Raw genomic sequence first — 19342 nt, 5'->3', positions numbered from 1 at the left:
CCTTTCAGGGGGCGGTGGCGTGCGGGTTCAGCGGGTCGGGTGGGCGGTCAGGTCGCCGATCAGGGCCAGCGTCTCCGGGGAGAAGTCGCACCCGAGCGAGGCGTTGACCTGGGCGAGCTGGTTGATGGTGGCGGCCAGGTGGTCCCGCTGGCCGGTGGTCGCATAGAGCACCATCAGCCCCCGGTGCAGGATCTCCGCCTCCGGGACGGCTCCCAGCCCGCTGTGCAGCGCGGCCTCGCAGCCGGAGTAGTCGCCGCCGGCCAGTCGGCGCTTGGCGAGTTCGTGCGAGGCGTCGATGATCGCCGAGATCATGTCCTGCCGGTACGGCTCCGCCCACGGGTACAGCCCGTAGGCGGCGTCGAAGGGACGCCCCCGGACCAGGTCCAGCGCGCGGCGCAGGGCGGCGTCGGCGGCGGGGGTGCGCCGGTGCATGCCCTGCCGGTACAGCTCCTGGAAGTCGGCCCAGTCACTGGTGACGGCCGGGTGCAGCCGCCAGCCCGCGGGCGGCAGGCACAGCATGCCGTCGGGGGCCTGGCCGAGCCAGTCCCGCAGTTTGCTGAAGGCGGAGGCGCGGCTGCGCAGCGAACCCTGGCTGGTGTTGCCGCCCGGCAGCGCGACGTAGAACGGGCTGGGTGCGAGCACGGCGTCGACGTCATGCGGATCCGGATCCGGACGGAGCGTCAGCAGTGCTGCCAGAGCCGTGAGTTGGCTGATCCGGGAGGGGTCGGCGGTGCCGTTGGTGGCGATCACCCGGACCTGCCCGAGGAGCAGGACGCGCGGGCCCGCCGCCGAGGGCGGGCCGCTGCGGGGTGCGGGCGCCGGGGCACTGATGTCGTAGCCCTGGGTGAGGGCGTTCAGCGGCATGACGCGCGGATCGACGCGCCGGATCGGCGGTGGGGGCGGCGTGGGGATCGTCGGCGGCGGCGGGTACAGCGGCGCGGGCGCGCCGGGGGCGTCCTGGCCGATCAGTGGGACGGCGGTGATCGAGGAGGGGTCCGCGCCCGCCGTGGACTGGGCGTTGGCGGCCAGGACCGGGATGTAGAAGGGGTCCGCCTCCGGGGCGGTGACACCCGGATCGCCGAGCGGGTCGCGCAGGTCCGGGTCGCGGACGTCCGGGTCGCGCAGGTCCGGGTCGCGCAGGTCGGCGTCCAGCAGGTCGCCGCTGCCGTCGCCGTGACCGGCGGGGTCGCCCGGGTCGGCGGCGTCGGGCGCACTGGGGGTCTCCTCCTCGAAGCCGTGGCCGGTCCACTCCGGGGGCAGGACGTCCGGGGGCAGTTCGCTGGTGGCGAGGACGCTCAGGGCGGAGGCGAAGTCGGTTTCGCTCATGCGCTGCAACTCCACCGCGAACGGCAGGTTGCTGGCGATGCGGTAGTGCCCGGGCCGGGCGTCCAGGTGCCAGCCCGCGCCCTGGGTGGCCGGGGTGACCGCCGCGATGCAGCGGTGTTCGCGTCCGGCGAGGACCCAGCCGAGTTCGTCCAACTGGTCCTGGTTCAGCACCTGGTCGGTGCAGAGCAGCACCGACACCCAGGTGTCGGTGGCCACGCCCTGGGAGCGCGCCGCCCTCGGGTGCGGTACCTGACACTCCGTCAAAGCCTGGTCCAGGGATTCCCGGTGGGCAATCAGGTCGGCCAGGGCCTGTTCGGGCTGCTCGCGGGTGCGGATGCGGTCCACGCCCAGCCGGCCGACCAGCGGGGAGGCGCTGCCGAGGACGATCAGCCGCAGGTGGTCGGCGATGGGACTGGCGGCGAGTTCGGCGACCAGGGCGCGGGTGACGGCGGCGACCTCCTCCGGGGTGCCGTCCAGGTGCAGATGGCGCACGGTCTCCAGGTCGGCGAGGACCTGGACGTCGTCCGGGGTGCGGCCGAGCGTCACCAGTGCCGGGTAGGGGGCGGGGATGTCGGCGGCCTGCGCGGCGGAGAGCAGTTCGGCCTCGCCGGTGCGGCAGCGCCACATGCGCCCGTTGGGCGAGGCGGTGAACGGCGCGAGGGCCGGGGTCGGGCTGGGGTCGATCAGGTACAGGTCGACGGTGCCGCCGGGGCGCAGCGCGACGGCGGCCAGGGCGGGCAGTTGGCCGCCGTGGGTCAGGCAGGTCAGGGCCAGGGTGCGCAGCGTCCGGTCGAGCAGGTCGAGGCCGGAGGGGTCGGCCATGGCGCGCAGGTACGTCTCGTACTGCTGCTCCTCCATGGTCGGCATGGGGATGCGCCGCCGGGGCGGGCGGCGGCGCTGCTGGAGGATGCGGTTGCGGCGCAGGACGCCGAGCAGGCCGGCCGCGAGCAGGCCGCCCACGCCGAGGGCGGGGAGCAGGATCAGATCGTCGTCGCCGCTGTCCTGGTGCCCGGACGACGCGGTCGGCGCGGCGTGCACGGTGCCGGTGTCGGTCGGCGGCCGGGCGCCGGAGACACCCGCCGGTTCGGTGGCGGGCGCGGACGCCGGGGCGGAGGGCCCACCGCCCGCGCGGTCGGTGGGCGCGGGCGTGGGCGCGGCCTCGGAGGCGGGCGCGGACGGGGCGGCCGAGGGGTGCGTCTCGGGCGGGGCGGTGGCGGCCGGCGGGGTGGCGCTGCCGCTGCCGCCCTCGGCGGGCGGCGCGGGCGTGGTGACCGGCGCGCCGCCGGCGCCGGGCGGGAGGGCGAGCTGCTCGCCCGGGTGGATCAGATCCGGGTCCGCGCCGATACGGGCACGGTTGGCGTCGTACAGCGCGGGCCAGCCGCCGGGGACGTGGTACTCCTCGGCGATCGCGCTGAGCGAGTCGCCCGGGTGGACGGTGACCTCACCGGCGCTGCGCGCGGCGGGGCGCGGCGCGGCGAGGGGTGCTGCGGCGGCGTGCGGCTCGGCGGCGTGCGGGGCGGTGACGGTGTGCGGCTCGGCGACTTGCGGGACCACGGCGGCGTGCGGGGCCACGGCCGGGGGCGGTGTGGTGGCGTGGGGGGAGACGGCGGTGCGAACGGCCGTTGCCGGGTGGGTGGTTGTGGGGCTGTCGCTGGGCATGAGGAGGTTCCAGCCCGGCTGGATGGTGCCTTCGGCGTGGAACACCCGGCCTTGGGCGTCCATCGTCCGGCCCTCGTTGAGCCGGGCGATGTCCTTCCAGCGCTCGCCGCTGCCCAGGTGCGTCTCTGCGATGGACCACAGCGACTCGGCCGGCCGGGTGGCCTTCACCGTGTACGTCTGCTCGCCGGAGCTCCTACCAGAAACCAAAACTGACTGCTGCTCAGACGAATGGGCCACCGCCGTCGGGTCGGTCCGCGCGGGGGCGGTGGCGACCGTGGGCGCGGCGGTGGCCGGGACGGCGGTGGCGGCGAACGCGCCGGTGGCCGGGAGCAGGGCGAAGATCGCGCCGATCAGTCCCGCTGCGGTCCGCTGCGACCAGCCCATCGCCGGGAGCCGGCGCGGCATGCGCCCGCGCAACTGCGCCGGGATCTCCACGACGACGCTGACGGCGAAGCAGCCCCAGGCGGTCCAGCCGACGGCGACCAGCGCCCAGGCGAACAGTCCCCCCTGGTCCGGGCTGGTGAGCAGGGCCGGGATGCTCTCGTGCACCGGCAGCGGGTTGCTTCCGGCCAGGGTGAAGGTGCCGTAGAGCAGCCCGGCGGGCAGGGCGACCAGCAGCAGGGCGAGCAGCAGCAGGCTGAAGGCGGCGCGCAGGAGGGTGGCCGGCAGACCTCGTCTGCGGCGTGGGAGCGGGTGTGGGTGCGGGGCGGCGGCGGCCCTGGTCTTGGTCATGGCTGCTCCGAGGTGGGCTGCTGCTGGCCGGTGACGAGCGTGGCCGTCCCGGAGGCGGAGATCGGGAAGCTGTCGATGCCGATGATCGAGAGCAGTTTGGTGCTGTACGTGGTCTTGACGGTGACGGCGACGGTGGTGGCGGTGCAGCCGGAGACCGTGCCGGTCATGGTGACGCCGCTCTGCCGCAGGTCGGCGAAGTAGGCGCTGACGGCGGCGGGCGCGCCGGTGGCCTTGTCGCAGTCGACCTTGATGGCCTTGCCGCTGACGGCGTCAGCGGTGTCGATCCGCTGGATTCCTGCGCGGGCGGCCTCGCTGGCGTACTCGTCGGCGTTGACACCGGCGTCCAGGCGTCCGCCGGCGTCGAGGATGAGGCCGATCACCAGCACCATCCCGGTGAAGATGACCGCGACGAACAAGGACAGCGCACCGCGCTGCCCGTCGCCGTGGGCGACCCGGCGGCGGAGCGCGCCCACCGCCCGGCACTCATGTCGCATCCCCCTGTTCCCCCTCCTGGTAAACATGGTGACGGTCAATCAGTTGGACCGGTAGCTGTCGACGACGGAGGTGAAGGTGTCCTTGACCGGCACGTGGCCGGTCAGTCCGCTCCACAGCAGGTCGGACACCGGGACCTCACAGAGGATCGTCGCCTGCACGGTGCCGACCTGCCCCGGGGCCGCGTTCAGGTGCGGGACGACGGAGACCTGGCAGGTCAGCCCCTGGTTGCTGAGCGTCGCCGCGCCCGCGCGCTGTCCGGCGGCGACGGCGTCGGCCGGGGCGACCAGCGAGGCCGCCCGGGCGGCGTCGCGCGTCGCCTCGGCCACCGCGCCGTCCACCGTGCGGACCCGCCCGGCGGCCACGACCAGCGCGATGAGCACGATGAACACCGGGACGAGCATCGCCGCCTCGATGGCCACCGATCCCCGCTCCGTTTCGCTGCGCCCGGCACCGCCGGCTCCCACCCTCACGGCAGCCACGCCTCCTTCGGACTGGTGACACCGGTGGTGATCCACGTCCCGGCGACGAACGGCAGCACCGACTGCGCCTGGACGTGGACCGTGACCTCGACCTCGCCCGCCTTCGGCACCCCCTCGGTGGAGGGCCGCACGGTCAGACCCCCGCCGTACTGCCGCAGCACCAGATCGGCCTGGGCCGCCCCCGCGTCCGGAGCTGAGCGGTAGGAGCGGGCCACGCTCGATCCCTCCCTCGCTGCGGCCAGCGCCACGTCCCTGGCCCACCACAGCAGTCCCCCCTGCACGACGAGCAGGACCAGCAGCAGGATGACCGGGAAGACCATGGCGAAGCTGATGGACGTGGTCCCGCCGTCGTCCCCCCGCAGCCGTTCGAGCGCAGCGGGGAGGCGGGGCGGGCGGAGCCGGGTCACTTACCGTTCGGGACGGTCGGGGTCTTCACCTCGCCGGCCAGGTTCTTGACCACCAGGCCGATGGCGGTGAGGACCACCACGGCGAAGGCGATCACCGCGATGGTGATGATGGCCTGCTCGATGGAGACCGCCCCCTTCTCGCCGTCCCTGCGGGCCTTGCGGGCCCGCTCGGTCACGGAGAGGAGGACGTTGGCGGCCAGCATCACCGGCACGAACTCCAGCGGCAGTGGCACGTTCCTCAACGCGCCGAGCCGGTCCTTGACTGCGCTCATGGTGCTGCTCCTTCGGTCGGGTCGGGGTCGGACGGGTTGCGTTCTCAGATGCCGCCGCCGCTGAACATCTCGGCGACAGCGGGATAGGCGATCAGCAGGGTCATCAGCATCACCAGGACGGTGCCGGGGATGACCATGCGCTCGGACTCCACCGCCGCCCGGGCCTGTTCGGCGGCGAGCAGCTCCGAGCGCAGGTTGTGGGCGCGGGCGCGCAGCGCCGTGTAGATGGAGGCGCCGTCGGCCCCGGAGACCTGCATGATGTCGGCGAGGTCGGTCAGCGCGGTCAGCCCGAGCCGCTGACCGAGGGTGTTCAGGCCGACCCAGGGCGGCTGCCGGTCCAGCGCGGCGCCCTCCATGGCGGTTGCGAACTGCCGGAACGCGGGCGAGCGGCCGACGGTGGCGGCGCGGCGCAGCGACTCGGCCGGTCCGTGGTCGGCGGCGCGTTCCATCGCCACCAGCTCCAGGTAGGCCGAAATGGCGTGCAGGTACTCGGTCCTGGCCTCCTCCGCCTGGCCCTTGAGCGACCAGTCGGGCAGGAACCACAGCACCCCGGCCAGCACCAGGGCGCCGCCCAGGGAGAGCAGCAGCGACACGTGGACGCCCAGCAGTACGGTGAACAGTTGCAGGTAGGGCGGGACGGCCAGGCCGATCAGCGCGCACAGCACCTTGGTCGCCATGAACCGGCTCGGGGTGCGCCCGGTCAGCGCCAACTGCTGCTCGGGGATGCGCACTCCGCGCACGGTGACCAGCGGCAGCCCGATCCGGTCGAGCAGCCCGGCCGGGGCCGCCGGGCGTCCGAGCCCGGCCCGGGGCTGCATCCGCTCCAGTACCGTGCCCAGATCCGGTGGCGCGGCCCGGAGTTGGGAGACGATCAGGGCCAGCCCCAGGCCGACCACGGCGCCTGCGACGATCAGCCAGGTCAGTGGGGTCATCGCCGTCCCTCCCCGGCGCGGCGGGCGGCCGCGCTGAACGCCGGTGCGCCCGGCCCGGAAGCGGGTGCGGAAGCGGGTGCGGCGGCCTCGGGAGCAGCGGCGTCCGGCAGCGGCGTGCCGGGCGCGGGCAGTTTGACGGTGCTGCGCCGGTCGGCCTCCAGGAACCGCGGGACGGGCCGCTGCGAGGCCATGGACTGCATCCAGGCAACCACCGCGACCATGGCCACCCCCACCCCGACCAGCACCAACTCGCCGGTGACAGTGGAGTAGGGCCGGATGTAGGAGCGGTCGAAGGAGCCGGCGACCACGACCACCAGGATGATCACCGTCAGCCAGCGCACCGTGACCCGGTGCTTGGCGCGGTCGGCCTCGATGGCGCGGCGCTGCCGCACCTCCTCCCGCACCGAGGCGGCGAGGTCCGTCAACGCCTGTGCCAGGCCCGGGCCGTGGTCGTTGGAGCGGAGCACCAGCGCGGCCAGCACCTTGTCGGCGGTGGCGTCGGCCAGCTCGTCCCCGAGCAGCCGCAGCGCGTCCTCCAGCCGCCAGCGGGCCAGCAGTCGGCCGGAGAGGTCGTTGATCTCGTTCTCCAGGGCGGCCGGGGCGGTGCTGCGGCTGGTGGCGATGACCTGCTCCAGGCCGCCGCCGGCCACCAGCCGGTCGGACAGCCGCTGCGTCCACTCGGCCAGGGCCTCCAGCCGGACGATCGGGCCGTCGTGGGAGCTGGTGGACGCCAGGAACCACGGGATCACGAACACCAGCGCCGGCACGATCAGCACCGCCAGCGGGATGCCGCTGGCCAGCCAGCCGCCGGGGCCGCCCACGGCCGCCAGGGCGAGCTGGATGCGGCGGCGGCGCACCATCTCCGGCGCGGGGACGCCGACGCTGCCGAACCAGAGGGTTCGGGCGCGCAGCGCCAGCCGACTGGGCGCACCGGGGGCGTCGTCGGGCGCGCCCACGAAGAACAGCACCAGGCACACCAGCCCGACGGCCAGGGCGACGCCGCACAGCAGGTAGTCGGTCAACGCCTGCCTCCGGTGATCCGCAGGTCCAGCGGGCGGCCCCAGGCGCCGTACGGGCTGTCCAGCAGCGTCGCGTCGAAGCCGACCCGGCGCAGGTCGTCCAGGCAGGCGGGCGGGGTGGTCGGCACGCCGCGTGGCTCGACGCCGCTCGGGTGCGGGCCGAAGACGGTGTTCATCGAGGGGCGGCCGTTCTCGCCGATGCCGGTCAGCTCCAGCACATGGGAGACGTGGCGGTGCAGCCGTCCGCCGACCGGCGTCTCGTCGATCATCGCCACATGGACGATCAGGTGCACGCCGTTGGCGAGCAGCCGGTACGCCAGGCCGTCGTTGACGTTGGAGCCGTACTCGGCGCACAGCTGGGCGACCCGGTCGGGGACCATGTACGGGGTCTGCGCGTGCAGGGTGGCCATGCCGCCGACGCCGTTGGTCATCGCCTGCAGCATCGGCATGACCTCGCGCGAGCGGACCTCGCCGACGATGATCCGCGACAGCGACATCCGCAGCGCGGCGGGCATCAGCTCGGTCAGCGTCAGTTCCCCCGAGGGGCGGCCGTCGATCCGCTCGCCGTTGCCCTGACGCTCCTCGATCGGCACGATCTGCCGCAGGTGGCCCAGGGTGTGCAGCCACAGCTCGTACTCGGACTCCATGGTCGCCACCCGCTCGTCCGCGGGGATCTCGGCCGCCAGGGCGCGCAGCAGCGAGGTCTTCCCGGCCCGCTGCACGCCGGTGACCAGGATGTGCTTGCGGGCGCGGACGGCGGCGGCGAGGAAGGCCGCCAGGGTGGAGTCGATCGCGCCCAGCCGGACCATGTCGCCGAGCGTCGCCGAGGCCACCCGGTGGCGGCGGACGGTCACGTACGGCCTCGGCGTGACGCCGGTCATCACCTGGACGCGCATGCCGCCCTCCAGCCGCATCGCCAGGTTGGGGTTGGAGGTGGAGAGCGAGCGCTCGCCGCCGCCGTGCCGCCGGGCCAGGTCCTGCAACAGCTCGACGAGTTCCTCGTCGCTGTCGGCGACCGGCGGCACCTGCTGCAACGGCTGGTTGGCGCGCAGGATCGACACGTTGTCGCAGCCGTTGATGTAGATGTCCTCGACCGACTCGTCGTCCAGGTAGGGCTGGAGCCGTCCGGCCCGGAACATCAGGTCGTAGACGGCGTCGGCGAGGGCCCGGTCCATCTCCCGGGTCGGGGAGATGCCGTGGGTCTGCGCGTAGGCGTCGGACCAGCGGGCCACCACGCTCTCGATGACCGCGCGACCGCGCTGGCGGCGGCTCTCCTGGTCGGTCGCGGAATCCCCGGCGGCCTGCTCGTGCAGCTCGTCCGCGACCAGCTTGCGGACCTGCCGGACGGCGGCGTGGTCGACCGTCGGCGCGGGCTGCGGGTACGGCTGGGGCTGGGCGTACGGCTGGGGGTAGGGCTGCGGCTGCGGGTGGTGCGGGTACGGCTGGGGCTGGAGGTGCGGGTGCGGCTGCGCCTGGGGCTGCGCTTGTGGGTGCGCCTGGGGGTGCGGCTGCGGCGGGAACGGGCGCAGCGGCGGCGGGGGGACGGTGACCAGCCGGGGCTGGCCGGTGGCGTACCCGGCGTGCCGCCCGGGCGGCGGCGGATACGCGCCGGGGTAGGGCTGCTGCCAGCCCTCCGGCCCGGCCGGGGCCTGCGGCTGGGCGTGGGCCTGCTGCGCCTGGGCCTGGTCCGGGTGGGGCGGCTGCGGCTGGGCCTCCTGGGGCGGTGCCGGCTGCGGGCTGGGCGGCAGCGGGGGCAGCGTGAGCGGGGCAAGTGGCAGGTGGTTAGCGCGCATGGCCCACCACCTGCACATGCAGCTCGCCGTTCGGCCCGGGGGCCGGGGCGTGCGCCGCCGGGGCGTGCGCAGTGGGGATCGGGGCGGTGGGAATCGTGGCTCCGGGGGTCGGTCCGCTGGGGGCGGGCGCGGTCGGCATGGGCATTGGGGCCGGGGGCGAGGGCGGCACCGGGCCGGGGAACGGGCCGGACATGGGGCCGGGCCCGAACCCGGGCACCGGGTGCCGTACCGGCTGCGGCCGGGAGCCGGGCCCGTGGCCGCTGCCGCCGTCGGGGCGGGCGCCGGGGCGGGCGTACGGGTGGGCCTGGTCCGGCGTCGGCGCGGGCGCGGGTGCGGGGGCCGGGCCTGCGGTGGGCCCGGGTATCGGGCCGGGCTGCTGCTCCCCCTGCCGCTCCGGCTGCGGCGCTGGCTGCCGCTCCGGCTGTGGCGCCGACTGCGGGGGCGTCAGCCGCACCCGGCGTCGGGCCACCTGCGTGCGGACCTCGTCGATGACGGTGCGCGACGCCCGCAGCAGCGGCGAGCGGACGAACCGGCGGTCGTGGCTGTTGCCGCCGTCGGAGAGCACCAGCGCGGTGGCCGGTGCGAACGGCAGCAGGCCGACCACCGGCGTCCCGAGCTGCGCGCTGACGTCGGACGCCTTGTACGGGCCCTCCTCGACCATGACCAGGCCGAGCGTGTCCGAGCCGCCGCCGTGCGCGTCCAGGTCCGCCCGCAGCGCGGCCAGCCGGGGGTGGGCGGTGGTGAGCGAGCGCAGCGTCGATCGGACGACCATGAGCACGGCGTCGGCGCGGTGCGCGAGGACGGCGCCGGGGCCGCTCGCGCCGGAGCGGCCGAGGTCCACCAGCACGTCAACGCCCTGGCCCTCCAGGGCGAGCAGCAGGGTGGCCAGCGACTCCCAGACGTACGCCAGCCCCGAGTACTGGGCCGGGTCGCTCACCCCGGGCAGCAGCAGCCGATCCGCGGTGCCGCCCGGCGAGACGTCGGTGAGCTGCGTCATCAGCGCCTGCGCCAGCTGCCCGCGGCGGTCGGCGACGCCCAGCTGGCCCAGGCCCCGGCTGCCGTCCAACCGGCCTTCCAGCGCGCCGGAGAGAATCACCCCGCCGTCCGGGTCGCACTCGGCCAGCAGCACCCGCTGACCGCTCTGCAACGGCCAGGCGTGCAGCATGGCCAGGGCGGTGACGGTCGCGCCGGGAGCGCCGTGGCCGCCGACGACGGCGTACAGGGCCATCTCAGCCACCTCCCTGCGGCGCGAACACCACCGCGAACCCGCCGGAGGCGGCCAGGACGGCGAGTTGCGGGCCCTGCGCGGTGGGCACGGCGACGTCGATCACGGAGGTGCCGCTGCTGTCGACCGCGCCCACGGTGATGACCGTGGCCGCGATCTGGGCACCGACCGGCGGCAGTATCGAACCGCCGGAGGAGCTGCCGCCGGCGCTGTCCGAGCCGCCGCTGCCGCTGTCGTCCCCGGTCGAGACCACCACCACCCTGGTGCCCGGTTCAAGTACTGCAGCGGGCAGTTGGGAATCCTTGGTGGGCAACCCCACGACCTGCTGCCCGGCTTGGACCAGCGAGGTGCGCGTGACGTCGGTGACGGTGAGGAACTGACCGGTCTTCAGATCGGCGGTGGCGCGCATGCCGACCACGTTGGCCAGGCTGGCCGCGCCGACCGGTTGCAGCGAGGGGTCCAGCGAGATGTGCGCGACCACCAGGTCGGCGGCGGTGATCGACGCCCCGGCCGGGACGTTCTGGGCCAGAGCCAGCACGGCGCTGCGCTGACCGGTGGCGTTGTAGAGGACCGCGCCGCCGAGCCCCCCGGCCGCGACCAGGGCGACGGCCAGCGCCAGCACCGCCGGGCTGCGCCGCCGGGCCCGGGGCGCGCGCGGCGGGGTGGGCACGGATCCGGTGGCCGCTCCGGGAACGGGGGGAAGTGTCGTCGTCATGACGGTTACTCCTCGGGCGCTGTGTTCAGGGCCTGCGCCTGGTCGATGGTCAGCCGGATCCGCGACGGTTCGTCCACGATCGCCGGTACGGGGTTGTCGATGCCGATGTTGCTGGTCCAGGTGACGCCCCAGACGCTGGTCGCGGTCACCGTGTAGTCGCCCGCGGCGCGGTACCCGGCCGACCGGCCGCATGCCGGGGCGGTGGTGGCGCCGTCGCTCGCCTGGTAGGCGGTGTTCACGTGGGCGCAGGTGAAGCTCGCGCTGCCGTCGCCCAGGCTCCAGGTGATGTGCCCGATGGCGGCCTTCATGGTGACCGAGACGTCGCCCACGGTGGCGGTGACGGCGGGCAGTTGCAGATTGCTCCTGGTCCACAGCCACACCGGCAGCCCGACCAGGCCGGTGCCGCCGGACGCCGGGGCGGAGTCGATGGCGACCCCGTAGAGCTTGAGGTTCTTCATCATCTCGGCGGCGATCTGGCCGGGGCTCTCCTGGTCCGGCTGGCCGGGCGGCGGGGTGGGCAGGTACGCCTGGAAGTAGACGATCCCGGCCGGGCCGCCACCGTAGGGGCAGTACTGCCAGTAGATCGCGCCGCCGTCGGCCGGGTTGTGCCCGTACCAGATGACCGCGTTGGCGGGCGGCTGCGGGTTCTCCAGCTCGTCGTAGCAGCCCTCGCCGTCCCAGTAGCCGTATCCGGGCAGCTCGCAGGGGACGGTGGTGCCCTGGTAGGAGCAGGTGCCGCCGCCACCGCTGCCGCCGGAGCCGCCGCCGGAGCTCCCGCCGCCCGGCGACGCCGGGGTGGAGGCGCCGACCCCGCAGACGCCGGTGGTCGGGTTGCACGAGCCGCCGCCACCGCCGCCGGAGGCCCCGTCGGCGGCGGCCCCGGGGGCGGACAGCACGCCGAACAGCAGCGCGCTCGCGGCCGCCGCGGTGGCCGCGCCGAGCCGTCCGCCGGTGAGGTGTCGTGTCAGCACGGCCTGCTCCTGTCCACGTCGGTCTGGGTGATCCGCCAGCCGTCCGGGCCGAGTTGGGCCTGCGAGACGGAGACGAAGCTGGCGTGGGCGGAGGGCGCGGTGACGTCCTTGCCGGTGAACTCGTCCACCAGGTGCCAGCCGCTGACGTTCATGCAGTCGGTGACGGTGGCCGTGGGCGGGGCGGCGGCCAGGTCCAGCGCGGTGACCTTGGGGTCCAGCACCGGCAGCCCGACCATCACCCAGTCCTGCGCGGCGTTCTGCCCGACCGCCGCACTGATCTGGACCAGCGCCTTGCCTGTGGCGTAGGAGCCGAGCGAGACGTTCTGGGTGGTCCCGGCGGCCTCCGCCTGCTCCTGCGCCTGCCGCATGCCGGTGTACGCGGCCAGGACGGCGGCGGTGGCGGTACGGGTCGGGTCGGCGGCCGGCGTGGCGGCGGCGGTCGCGGCCGGGGCGGCGGCGATCTGGGCGACCTGGCCGTGGGCCGCGCACCCGGCCAGGGCGGTCAGCGCGGCCACGGTGGCTACCAACGACGCGAACTGACGCTTCGTCATGAATCCTCCCGCTGGCTCCGGGTGCGCCGCAGGGCCTGCTGCAGGGCGATCGGCAGGGCGTCCACGGGCAGGACGCCCCGGCCGGAGGCGCGGTTGCGCAGGTGCACCGAGCCGGTGCCGGTGGCGAACCGGCCCAGGGCCAGGCCGCCGCCCTCCGGCGGCTGCGCGGCGGAGCGGTAGAGGATCTCGGGGGTGAGCACGGCCGGGGCCCCGGGCAGCCCGTCGCGCAGTTGCACGGTGACCGCCTCGGCCCAGGAGCGCCCGGCGGCGTCCCCGCGGCTGCGCCGACCGGCGGCCGGCCGCACCTGGCCCCAGAGCGAGGCGCCGTCGGCCAGCAGCCGGTCCACGCCGGTCCAGGAGCTGTCCGGCGCGGCCTCGTTGACCAGCGCCCAGGCCCGGGGGTCGGCCTCGACGTCGACCATCAGCAGCCTGACCGGGGCCACCGAGCGGCCGATCGCATGGGTGATCCACTCCCAGCGCACGCCGAGCAGGTGGGCCAGCCGCAGCGGCAGTCCGGGGGCGGTCAGGTACAGCTGTTCGTCACCGCCGAGGGCCAACTGGCCGGTGGCGTAGACGATCAGGCTGCGGGCGTCGGTGTCGGCGGCGGCCTTGAGCCCGGCCAGCAGCCGGTCGGCGTCGCGGCCGTCCGGGGTGGAGACCCGGCACTGGCCCGCGCCGTCGAACAGGCCCGCGGGCAGCGCCACGCTCATCGCGGCCAGCCGGGCCACATGCCGCTCGGGGTTGACCCGGGTGCGGGCCGGGTTGCTCGGGAGCAGCAGCACGATGCGGTGCGGCGGCGCGACATGCCTGATCAGCGTGGGGACCGCGGTCTCGGCCGGCGGCGTGCGCCAGCCGAAGCTCGCGGTACCGGTACTGTCCATCGACTGCTCCTCCCTTCCTCGCTCGGCCCGGGCGTTCCGGGTGCTCCGGCCGTCCCGGGTGGTTCCCGGGTGTCCCCGGCCGGTCCGGCGCCGGGTCTGCGCCGCTAGGCCTCGGCTCCCCCGGTGGCCTGCCGCCGCAGCAGCGTCCCGGCCAGTAAGGCGACCTGGCACTGCATCGCATAGGTGACGCTGCCCATGTCCACCTCCCGGCTGGTGCTGAGCGCCAGCACCGAGTGGTGGCCGGCGGGCAGGGCGAAGACGTACCCGCGGCCGGTCTCCACCACGATCTGCCGGACCAGGGCGTCGGGGTCGCCGCTGAGGGCGGAGGCCAGCGCGCGGGCCGCGCCGCGCAGGGCCGACATCATCGCCGAGGCGCACTCGGCGGCCTCCCGGCTCAGGCTGGAGGAGGCCCCCCAGACCATGCCGTCCGAGGTGACCACCAGGCCGTGCTCGACACCCGGGAGCACCAGCAGCGGTTCCAGCGCCCATGAGGCGTCCTCGTACACGTCGGCCGCACCCTGGGCGTACGCCATCACCGGATTCCCTCGTGGTCGCTCCGGGTGGAGTACGCGTCGGCGAAGCGGTGCTCGGCGGCGGCGCGGCCGGACTCGGTGCCGCTCTGGAAGGCGCTCCACACCGCGCTGCTGCCGCGCAGCCCGGCTGCCGCGGGCTGCGGCGGCGGGCTCGGCGGCGCCTCCTGCGGTGGTGCCTCCTGCGGTGCCGGGCGCGCCCAACCGGGCTGCTGCTGCGGGCGCCCGGGTCCGGCCTGCGGTGGCTGCGGGGGGACGCCGCGGGGGTCGGGCTGCGGGCGGCGTCTGGGCTGGAACCAGTCGGCGGAGCTGGTATGCCGGTCCGTTCCGGGCTGCGCCTGGCGGGTCCGGGCGGCCACGGCGGCCACCTGGTCCAGCAGGACGAGGTGGTCGGCCTCCAGGGCGGTGCCGGTGAACTGCGGGTGCAGCGGGCCGGGCACCGGCAGGTGCGGGAAGGTGAGCCGGGCCAGCACGGCGGGGACGCGCACCTCGACCAGGTGGTGCGTCTCGGCGGCGAGGGCCAGCAGTTCGGCGGCGCCGGCGGCGGCCTGCCGGTCCAGGGCGGCGGCGTGCTGGCGGGAGCGGAGCCACAGCGGGGTGGTGACCAGGCTGGAGAGGGTGCCGGCGGCCAGCGCCGCGGTGAACGCGTCGGCCAGCGGACTCACCGGACCGCCTCCGGCGTGCGGCGGGGCCGGGCGAAATGCCCGGAATCAGGTACTCCGCTTGTGGAGGGCATGTCAACTCGAACTCGTTGACGGGTGACCTGATGCATGGCTCCCCTCCCTAGCGCTGCCGACTCCCTCGGCACTGCTGACAGCACGCGCCCCTACAGCACCCCCTGGCGTCGTGCGAGAGAAGGGAATCAGACATCGGAGGCCGACCAACAGCGCGCACAAGGACGCGTAGTTGTCACAAGCCCGCGCAGAACACGCGCATTTACCGGCCGTCAGAATGCCCATTCGCCCGCCGCGTACGATCCGGCAGCATTACCTTTCGTGTATGAGCCGTCACGCGGATCCCCGGCCGGACCACGAGCCGACCCCGAACATCCAGCTCAGCGGCCTGCTCGAGGAAGCCAAGATCTCCAACATGGCCTTCGCCCGGGAGGTTCGGGCCACCGCCGCGCACCACGGACACATCCTCGCCTGCGACCACAACCACGTCCGCCGCTGGCGCGAGGGCCACGCCAGCCGGGCGGTCCCGCCGCAGTTCATCGCCGAGGCGCTGTCCCGGCGGCTCGGCCGGGGCCTCTCGCTGTCGGACGTCGGCATGGACACCCAGGGCCGCGTCCCGTCCGCCCAGGGGATGCTGGAGTTCGCCGCCTCGCCCGCCGCGATCCTCTCGGCCACGCACGCCCTGTGCGGACAGCCCGAGTCGCTGGACCGCACCCAGCCGACCGTGCCGCTGACCGTGCTGGCCCCGGCGGTGCTGCGCTGGCTGGTCGTCCCGCCGCCCAACGCGCCCGCCCGGCACCTGCCCGGACGGCCCGTCACGGCCGGGGACATCGACCGGGTGCGGAGCACCATGGGCGCGTTCGACCAGATCGACCGGCGCAGCGGCGGCGCGGTCGCCCGGCTGCCCGCCGTGGAGTTCCTGCGGGTCGGCGTGGAGCCGCTGCTGGGCGCGCACTACACCGGGCCGACCGGGCGGGACCTCTTCAGCGCGGCGGCGCTGTGCGCCTACGGCATCGCCCGCTACACCTTCGACGCCGACCTGCCCGGGCTGGCCAGCCGCTACGCGGTGCTGGCGCTGAGCATGGCCCACCAGGCCGACGACCCGCTGCTGGGCGCGTACGTGGTGGTCCTGCTGGCCGAGCAGGCGCTGCTGGCCGACTCCCCGCAGATCGCCCTGACGTACGTCAGCGCCGCGCTCACCGCCACCGGCGATCACGGGCCGCGCGCCCGGGCCGGGCTGCACGCCGTGGAGGCCCGGGTGCACGCGCAGTTGGACAACCCGGTGCCGGCCAGGGCGGCCGTCGCCAAGGCCGAGCGCGGCCTGGCCAAGCCGCCGGGCGCGCCGCTCCCCGCCTGGCTGGAGCACTACGACCACGGCCTGGTCGCGCAGAGCGCGGCGCAGTGCGCGCTGGCGCTGGGCAACGCGGCCACCGCCCGGCGCCGGGCGGAGCAGGCCCTGACCGCGATCCCGGCCGACCGGGTGCGGGACTCGGTGGTGATCCGGCTGCACCTGGCCGCCGCGCTGGCCCGGCAGGGCGGCGTGGAGGAGTCCTGCGAGCAGGCCGAGGCGGCCCTGCTGCACGCCGACGGCATCCAGTCCAACGCCGTGACCGCCTCGCTGCGGCTGCTGCTGGGGGATCTCCAGCAGCACGCGCCGGCTCCCCGGGTGGCGGCGCTGATCACCAGGGTCACCAAGGCGACAAGTCGGCAACTGGCGCTGACGGTGTGAAGAAATTGTCGATTTTTCAGCTGATCGACTGCGGTGAACAGGCCATTCCCCCAGCCGCATATGCCACGGGCCCATCCGCTCACCAACGGCGGCGATTCCCGGTCCATACTGGGCCGCCACCACCCAGAGCACCGCACAGCCCAGGGGGCAGCCATGCATCACCTCACCCACCAGCCAAGGCAGCAGGACGAGTTGGCGGCGCGCCTGAACCACCTCTTCTCGGTCGTGCACCCCCGCATCGCCCGCCGTACGGCACTGCGGAGGTCGCCACCGCGATCAGCGCCACCGGACGCACCATCATCTCCGCCAAGTACCTGGGCGAGCTGCGCAGCGGCCACCGCCGCCACCTGCCCGAGGCGCGCGCCGCCGCCATCTGCGACTTCTTCGGCGTCCCGCAGCGCTACCTGACCGACCGGGACACCGCCGAGGAGACCGACCAGGAACTCGCGCTGCTGGCGGCGCTGCGCAGCGAGCCGGTGCGGCTGCTCGCGCTGCGGGCCGCCCGGCTGCCGCCGGAGGAACTGGCCGACGTCATAGCCGGAGTGGAGCGCTGCCTGACCGCGGCCGGGGAGGCGCCCCGGTGATCGCCGACGGGCGAGCTGCCAGACTGGTCCGGTGACCAGCACCAGCCCCTTCGCCGACCGCGAGCCCGAGCCCGACCGCGAGCCGGACCACGGGCCCGAGCACGACCGCGACGCCGCGCCGCAGTACGTCCTCCCCCTCGTCGTCCGGATCGAGCGCACCGACCCACCCGCCCACACCGACGCACTGGAGACCGCCGCCCGGGCCGTGCTCGCCCTGCTCGACGACGCCCGCGCCACCGAGCCGGACGGCGAGTGGACAGAGCGGGTGCACGCCTGGCAGGACGCCCGGATCCGCAAGGTGGTGCGCCGGGCCCGTGGCTCCGAGTGGCGGCGGGCGCAGGAGCTGCCGGGGATCACCCTCACCGGGGTCGGCGCCGAGGTGCGGGTGTTCCCGCCGGTGCCGCTGGACGGCTGGCCCAAGGAGCTGGCCAAGCTGCAGGTGTCGGGCACCGAGCTGGAGGACCCGCAGCCGCCGGGGGCGCCCGATCCGCTGCTGCCGGTGCTGTGGTTCAACCCGGACGTCCCGATGTCCACCGGCAAGTCCATGGCCCAGGCCGGGCACGGTGCGCAACTCGCCTGGTGGGCGCTGTCGGAGGCGGACCGCGCGGCCTGGCGGGAGTCCGGCTTCGCGCTGGCGGTGCGCACCGCCACGCCGGAGCGCTGGTCCGCGCTGACCGCCTCCGGCCTGCCCACGGTCCGCGACGCCGGTTTCACCGAGGTCGCCCCCGGCTCGTGCACGGTCGTCGCGGAGCACCCCGCGCTGCTCCGACCGGGCGGGCGAGCAGCGGTATGACTACCTGATGGATGCGTCCGGTTGCGGAGGGTGAGACGGGGGGTGACGGTGATCCAGGTATCACCCCTCTGTTTGAACGAAGGAACGAGCATGACCCTGCATCGCACCCGCGTCCTGGCCACCAGTCTCGCCCTGGCGGCCGCCGTGTCCGCGGGATCCCTCAGCACCGCCTCCGCGCAGGCGGCCGCCCCGGCCGCCGTCGGCTCCAGCCGGGCGGCCCTCCCGGCGGCCGCGCCGAGCGCGTCCACGACCCTCGGCGCGCTCGGCGCCCTCGGCGGCGTCACTCAGCAGGTGGCCGCCCTGGTGGCGGCCGCGACCGCGACCCCCGCCTCCAGCCCGGCCGACCTGCAGGCCAAGGTGGCCGCGCTGACCGCCGCGGTCCAGACGCTGACCTCGGCGCTCCCGGCCACGCCGGCCACCCCGGCCCTCCCGGCCGGGAGCCACGCCGGTGCCGTCTCCGGCGTGCGGGACGTCGTGCCCCCGCTGCCGGTGTCCGTGCCGAGCACCCTGCAGACCGCGCTGACCAAGCTGCAGACCGACGTCACGGCGCTGCTCACGGCGGTGACCTCCAAGGACCCGGCGCAGATCCAGACGGCGCTGACCACGCTGGCCACCGACACGCTGGCCGTGGTCACGTCGACCGTCACCTCGCTCGGGGTGGCCGCACCGCCGGTGTGACCCTGACGGGTGCGCGCCCCGCACCCGCGAACGGCGTGGACCGCAGCCGGGCCCGGCTGCGGTCCACGCCGTTCGCGCGCCAGGCGGGCGGCGCGAGGAGGATGGCGGTATGACGAACCGACGGCCCGTCCGGCGGCCCGCCGCTCCGGGCGCGGACGCCGGGCCGGTGCTGCGGCGGTGGCGGGAGTCGGACGCGGCGGCGGTGCTGGCCGCCTTCTCCGCGCCGGAGCCGGCCCTGCAGTCCGGGCGGGCGGTCCGCGACGAGGAGGGCGCGGCGCTCTGGCTGCTGGACCGGCTCCGCGACTGGGAGGCGGGGACCGGCTACTCCTGGGCCGTGGTGGACCAGCGCGCGGTACTGCTCGGCGGCGTCGCCGTCACCTCGGTGGAGTACCGGCACGGCTCGGGCTGGGTGTCGTACTGGACGCTGCCGGAGGCACGCGGGCGGGGCGTCGCCGTCGCGGGCGCGCGGGCGGCGGCCCGATGGGCCTTCGGGGAGCTGGGGCTGGTCCGCCTGGAGCTGGGGCACCGGACCGACAACCCGGCCTCCTGCCGGGTGGCGCTGCGGGCCGGATTCCCGGTGGTGGGGCTGGAGCGGGCCCGGCTCGGCCACGACGGCCTGCGGTTCGACGTCGAGCGCCACACCCGCCTGGCCGCCGACCCCGACCCCGATCCCTGGCCCGGCCCCGGCCCCGGCTGACCGACAGCCGACGATCCGCCCCAGCGCCTCGCCGGGGGCCGCGCCGGAGGGACCGGGCGGCGGTGCGGTGACGGGCTGTGCACGAGCAGAGCGGTCGGGCGCGGACGTACACACGCGTGGTGCGGACGTACGCGCGCGCGGCGCGGCGGAGAGGGACGCCCCCGGCCGCCGCGGCGGCCGCTGTGTGGGAGCCGAGGCAG

Annotated in this window: 20 protein-coding genes; 5 read left to right on the top strand and 15 right to left on the bottom strand. The window is 75.4% G+C overall.

The window, feature by feature from the left end:
* Positions 1 to 27 precede the first annotated feature (27 nt).
* The 15 genes from GXW83_RS10930 to GXW83_RS10860 all read right to left on the bottom strand — a co-directional run bounded on the left by GXW83_RS10930 (position 28) and on the right by GXW83_RS10860 (position 14652).
* Positions 28 to 3717, bottom strand: a complete 3690-nt coding sequence (locus GXW83_RS10930; RefSeq protein WP_182442881.1) for a LysM peptidoglycan-binding domain-containing protein — start codon at positions 3715 to 3717, stop codon at positions 28 to 30.
* On the bottom strand, positions 3714 to 4211 hold the full coding sequence (locus GXW83_RS10925; protein WP_225446894.1) for a hypothetical protein: 498 nt from the start codon (positions 4209 to 4211) through the stop codon (positions 3714 to 3716). The genes GXW83_RS10930 and GXW83_RS10925 overlap by 4 nt, the downstream gene beginning before the upstream one ends.
* A gap of 39 nt (positions 4212 to 4250) precedes the next feature.
* On the bottom strand, positions 4251 to 4682 hold the full coding sequence (locus tag GXW83_RS10920) for a TadE/TadG family type IV pilus assembly protein (RefSeq protein ID WP_182442880.1): 432 nt from the start codon (positions 4680 to 4682) through the stop codon (positions 4251 to 4253).
* A complete protein-coding gene (locus GXW83_RS10915) occupies positions 4679 to 5098 on the bottom strand; it encodes a TadE/TadG family type IV pilus assembly protein (RefSeq protein ID WP_182442879.1) in 420 nt (139 codons plus the stop codon). Before GXW83_RS10915 ends, GXW83_RS10920 begins: the two co-directional genes overlap by 4 nt.
* Positions 5095 to 5370 (bottom strand): hypothetical protein, encoded by a 276-nt coding sequence (locus GXW83_RS10910; protein WP_182442878.1) that lies wholly within the window; start codon positions 5368 to 5370, stop codon positions 5095 to 5097. Before GXW83_RS10910 ends, GXW83_RS10915 begins: the two co-directional genes overlap by 4 nt.
* A gap of 44 nt (positions 5371 to 5414) precedes the next feature.
* Positions 5415 to 6302 carry a type II secretion system F family protein gene (locus GXW83_RS10905; protein ID WP_182442877.1) on the bottom strand — a complete coding sequence of 296 codons (888 nt, stop codon included), beginning with the start codon at positions 6300 to 6302 and terminating at the stop codon, positions 5415 to 5417.
* Positions 6299 to 7324, bottom strand: coding sequence for a type II secretion system F family protein (locus GXW83_RS10900; RefSeq protein WP_182442876.1), 1026 nt, complete (start codon positions 7322 to 7324; stop codon positions 6299 to 6301). Before GXW83_RS10900 ends, GXW83_RS10905 begins: the two co-directional genes overlap by 4 nt.
* Positions 7321 to 9114, bottom strand: coding sequence for a CpaF family protein (locus tag GXW83_RS10895; RefSeq protein WP_225446893.1), 1794 nt, complete (start codon positions 9112 to 9114; stop codon positions 7321 to 7323). The genes GXW83_RS10900 and GXW83_RS10895 overlap by 4 nt, the downstream gene beginning before the upstream one ends.
* A complete protein-coding gene (locus GXW83_RS10890) occupies positions 9104 to 10342 on the bottom strand; it encodes a hypothetical protein (protein WP_182442875.1) in 1239 nt (412 codons plus the stop codon). The genes GXW83_RS10895 and GXW83_RS10890 overlap by 11 nt, the downstream gene beginning before the upstream one ends.
* 1 nt (position 10343) lies before the next feature.
* Positions 10344 to 11054, bottom strand: coding sequence for a flagella basal body P-ring formation protein FlgA (locus tag GXW83_RS10885; RefSeq protein WP_182442874.1), 711 nt, complete (start codon positions 11052 to 11054; stop codon positions 10344 to 10346).
* 5 nt (positions 11055 to 11059) lie between these two features.
* The gene (locus GXW83_RS10880; RefSeq protein ID WP_182442873.1) at positions 11060 to 12025 is read right to left on the bottom strand and encodes a hypothetical protein; all 966 of its coding nucleotides are present in this window, start codon (positions 12023 to 12025) and stop codon (positions 11060 to 11062) included.
* On the bottom strand, positions 12019 to 12576 hold the full coding sequence (locus GXW83_RS10875) for a hypothetical protein (protein ID WP_182442872.1): 558 nt from the start codon (positions 12574 to 12576) through the stop codon (positions 12019 to 12021). The genes GXW83_RS10880 and GXW83_RS10875 overlap by 7 nt, the downstream gene beginning before the upstream one ends.
* Positions 12573 to 13457 carry a hypothetical protein gene (locus tag GXW83_RS10870; RefSeq protein WP_182442871.1) on the bottom strand — a complete coding sequence of 295 codons (885 nt, stop codon included), beginning with the start codon at positions 13455 to 13457 and terminating at the stop codon, positions 12573 to 12575. The genes GXW83_RS10875 and GXW83_RS10870 overlap by 4 nt, the downstream gene beginning before the upstream one ends.
* 104 nt (positions 13458 to 13561) lie before the next feature.
* The gene (locus GXW83_RS10865; RefSeq protein WP_182442870.1) at positions 13562 to 13990 is read right to left on the bottom strand and encodes a roadblock/LC7 domain-containing protein; all 429 of its coding nucleotides are present in this window, start codon (positions 13988 to 13990) and stop codon (positions 13562 to 13564) included.
* Positions 13990 to 14652, bottom strand: a complete 663-nt coding sequence (locus tag GXW83_RS10860; RefSeq protein WP_182442869.1) for a hypothetical protein — start codon at positions 14650 to 14652, stop codon at positions 13990 to 13992. The genes GXW83_RS10865 and GXW83_RS10860 overlap by 1 nt, the downstream gene beginning before the upstream one ends.
* Before the next feature lie 334 nt (positions 14653 to 14986).
* On the opposite strand from GXW83_RS10860, the gene GXW83_RS10855 reads away from it, so the two are divergent.
* The 5 genes from GXW83_RS10855 (at position 14987) to GXW83_RS10835 (ending at position 19142) form a co-directional block, all read left to right on the top strand.
* The gene (locus GXW83_RS10855; protein ID WP_182442868.1) at positions 14987 to 16390 is read left to right on the top strand and encodes a hypothetical protein; all 1404 of its coding nucleotides are present in this window, start codon (positions 14987 to 14989) and stop codon (positions 16388 to 16390) included.
* 5 nt (positions 16391 to 16395) lie between these two features.
* On the top strand, positions 16396 to 16974 hold the full coding sequence (locus GXW83_RS10850) for a hypothetical protein (protein ID WP_182442867.1): 579 nt from the start codon (positions 16396 to 16398) through the stop codon (positions 16972 to 16974).
* A 31-nt stretch (positions 16975 to 17005) separates the two neighbouring features.
* On the top strand, positions 17006 to 17767 hold the full coding sequence (locus GXW83_RS10845; protein ID WP_182442866.1) for a peptidyl-tRNA hydrolase: 762 nt from the start codon (positions 17006 to 17008) through the stop codon (positions 17765 to 17767).
* Between the two features lie 90 nt (positions 17768 to 17857).
* Positions 17858 to 18445: a hypothetical protein gene (locus GXW83_RS10840; RefSeq protein ID WP_182442865.1), complete on the top strand. Its 588-nt coding sequence runs from the start codon at positions 17858 to 17860 to the stop codon at positions 18443 to 18445.
* A 109-nt stretch (positions 18446 to 18554) separates the two neighbouring features.
* Positions 18555 to 19142: a GNAT family N-acetyltransferase gene (locus tag GXW83_RS10835; RefSeq protein WP_182442864.1), complete on the top strand. Its 588-nt coding sequence runs from the start codon at positions 18555 to 18557 to the stop codon at positions 19140 to 19142.
* Positions 19143 to 19342: the final 200 nt, after the last annotated feature.

Origin of the sequence: Streptacidiphilus sp. PB12-B1b, assembly GCF_014084125.1 — a bacterium.
Taxonomy (GTDB): domain Bacteria; phylum Actinomycetota; class Actinomycetes; order Streptomycetales; family Streptomycetaceae; genus Streptacidiphilus.
Note: the sequence above shows the minus strand (reverse complement) of the source record. Positions and strands in the feature narration are given on the sequence as shown.

Bases quoted from the DNA above. Each gene is read 5' to 3' on its own strand.
- GXW83_RS10855 (WP_182442868.1), top strand. From the start codon at position 14,987: ATGAGCCGTCACGCGGATCCCCGGCCGGACCACGAGCCGACCCCGAAC.
- GXW83_RS10925 (WP_225446894.1), bottom strand. From the start codon at position 4,211: ATGCGACATGAGTGCCGGGCGGTGGGCGCGCTCCGCCGCCGGGTCGCC.
- GXW83_RS10885 (WP_182442874.1), bottom strand. From the start codon at position 11,054: ATGACGACGACACTTCCCCCCGTTCCCGGAGCGGCCACCGGATCCGTG.
- GXW83_RS10930 (WP_182442881.1), bottom strand. From the start codon at position 3,717: ATGACCAAGACCAGGGCCGCCGCCGCCCCGCACCCACACCCGCTCCCA.
- GXW83_RS10835 (WP_182442864.1), top strand. From the start codon at position 18,555: ATGACGAACCGACGGCCCGTCCGGCGGCCCGCCGCTCCGGGCGCGGAC.
- GXW83_RS10905 (WP_182442877.1), bottom strand. From the start codon at position 6,302: ATGACCCCACTGACCTGGCTGATCGTCGCAGGCGCCGTGGTCGGCCTG.
- GXW83_RS10890 (WP_182442875.1), bottom strand. From the start codon at position 10,342: ATGGCCCTGTACGCCGTCGTCGGCGGCCACGGCGCTCCCGGCGCGACC.
- GXW83_RS10840 (WP_182442865.1), top strand. From the start codon at position 17,858: ATGACCCTGCATCGCACCCGCGTCCTGGCCACCAGTCTCGCCCTGGCG.
- GXW83_RS10870 (WP_182442871.1), bottom strand. From the start codon at position 13,457: ATGGACAGTACCGGTACCGCGAGCTTCGGCTGGCGCACGCCGCCGGCC.
- GXW83_RS10865 (WP_182442870.1), bottom strand. From the start codon at position 13,990: ATGGCGTACGCCCAGGGTGCGGCCGACGTGTACGAGGACGCCTCATGG.
- GXW83_RS10910 (WP_182442878.1), bottom strand. From the start codon at position 5,370: ATGAGCGCAGTCAAGGACCGGCTCGGCGCGTTGAGGAACGTGCCACTG.
- GXW83_RS10875 (WP_182442872.1), bottom strand. From the start codon at position 12,576: ATGACGAAGCGTCAGTTCGCGTCGTTGGTAGCCACCGTGGCCGCGCTG.
- GXW83_RS10895 (WP_225446893.1), bottom strand. From the start codon at position 9,114: ATGCGCGCTAACCACCTGCCACTTGCCCCGCTCACGCTGCCCCCGCTG.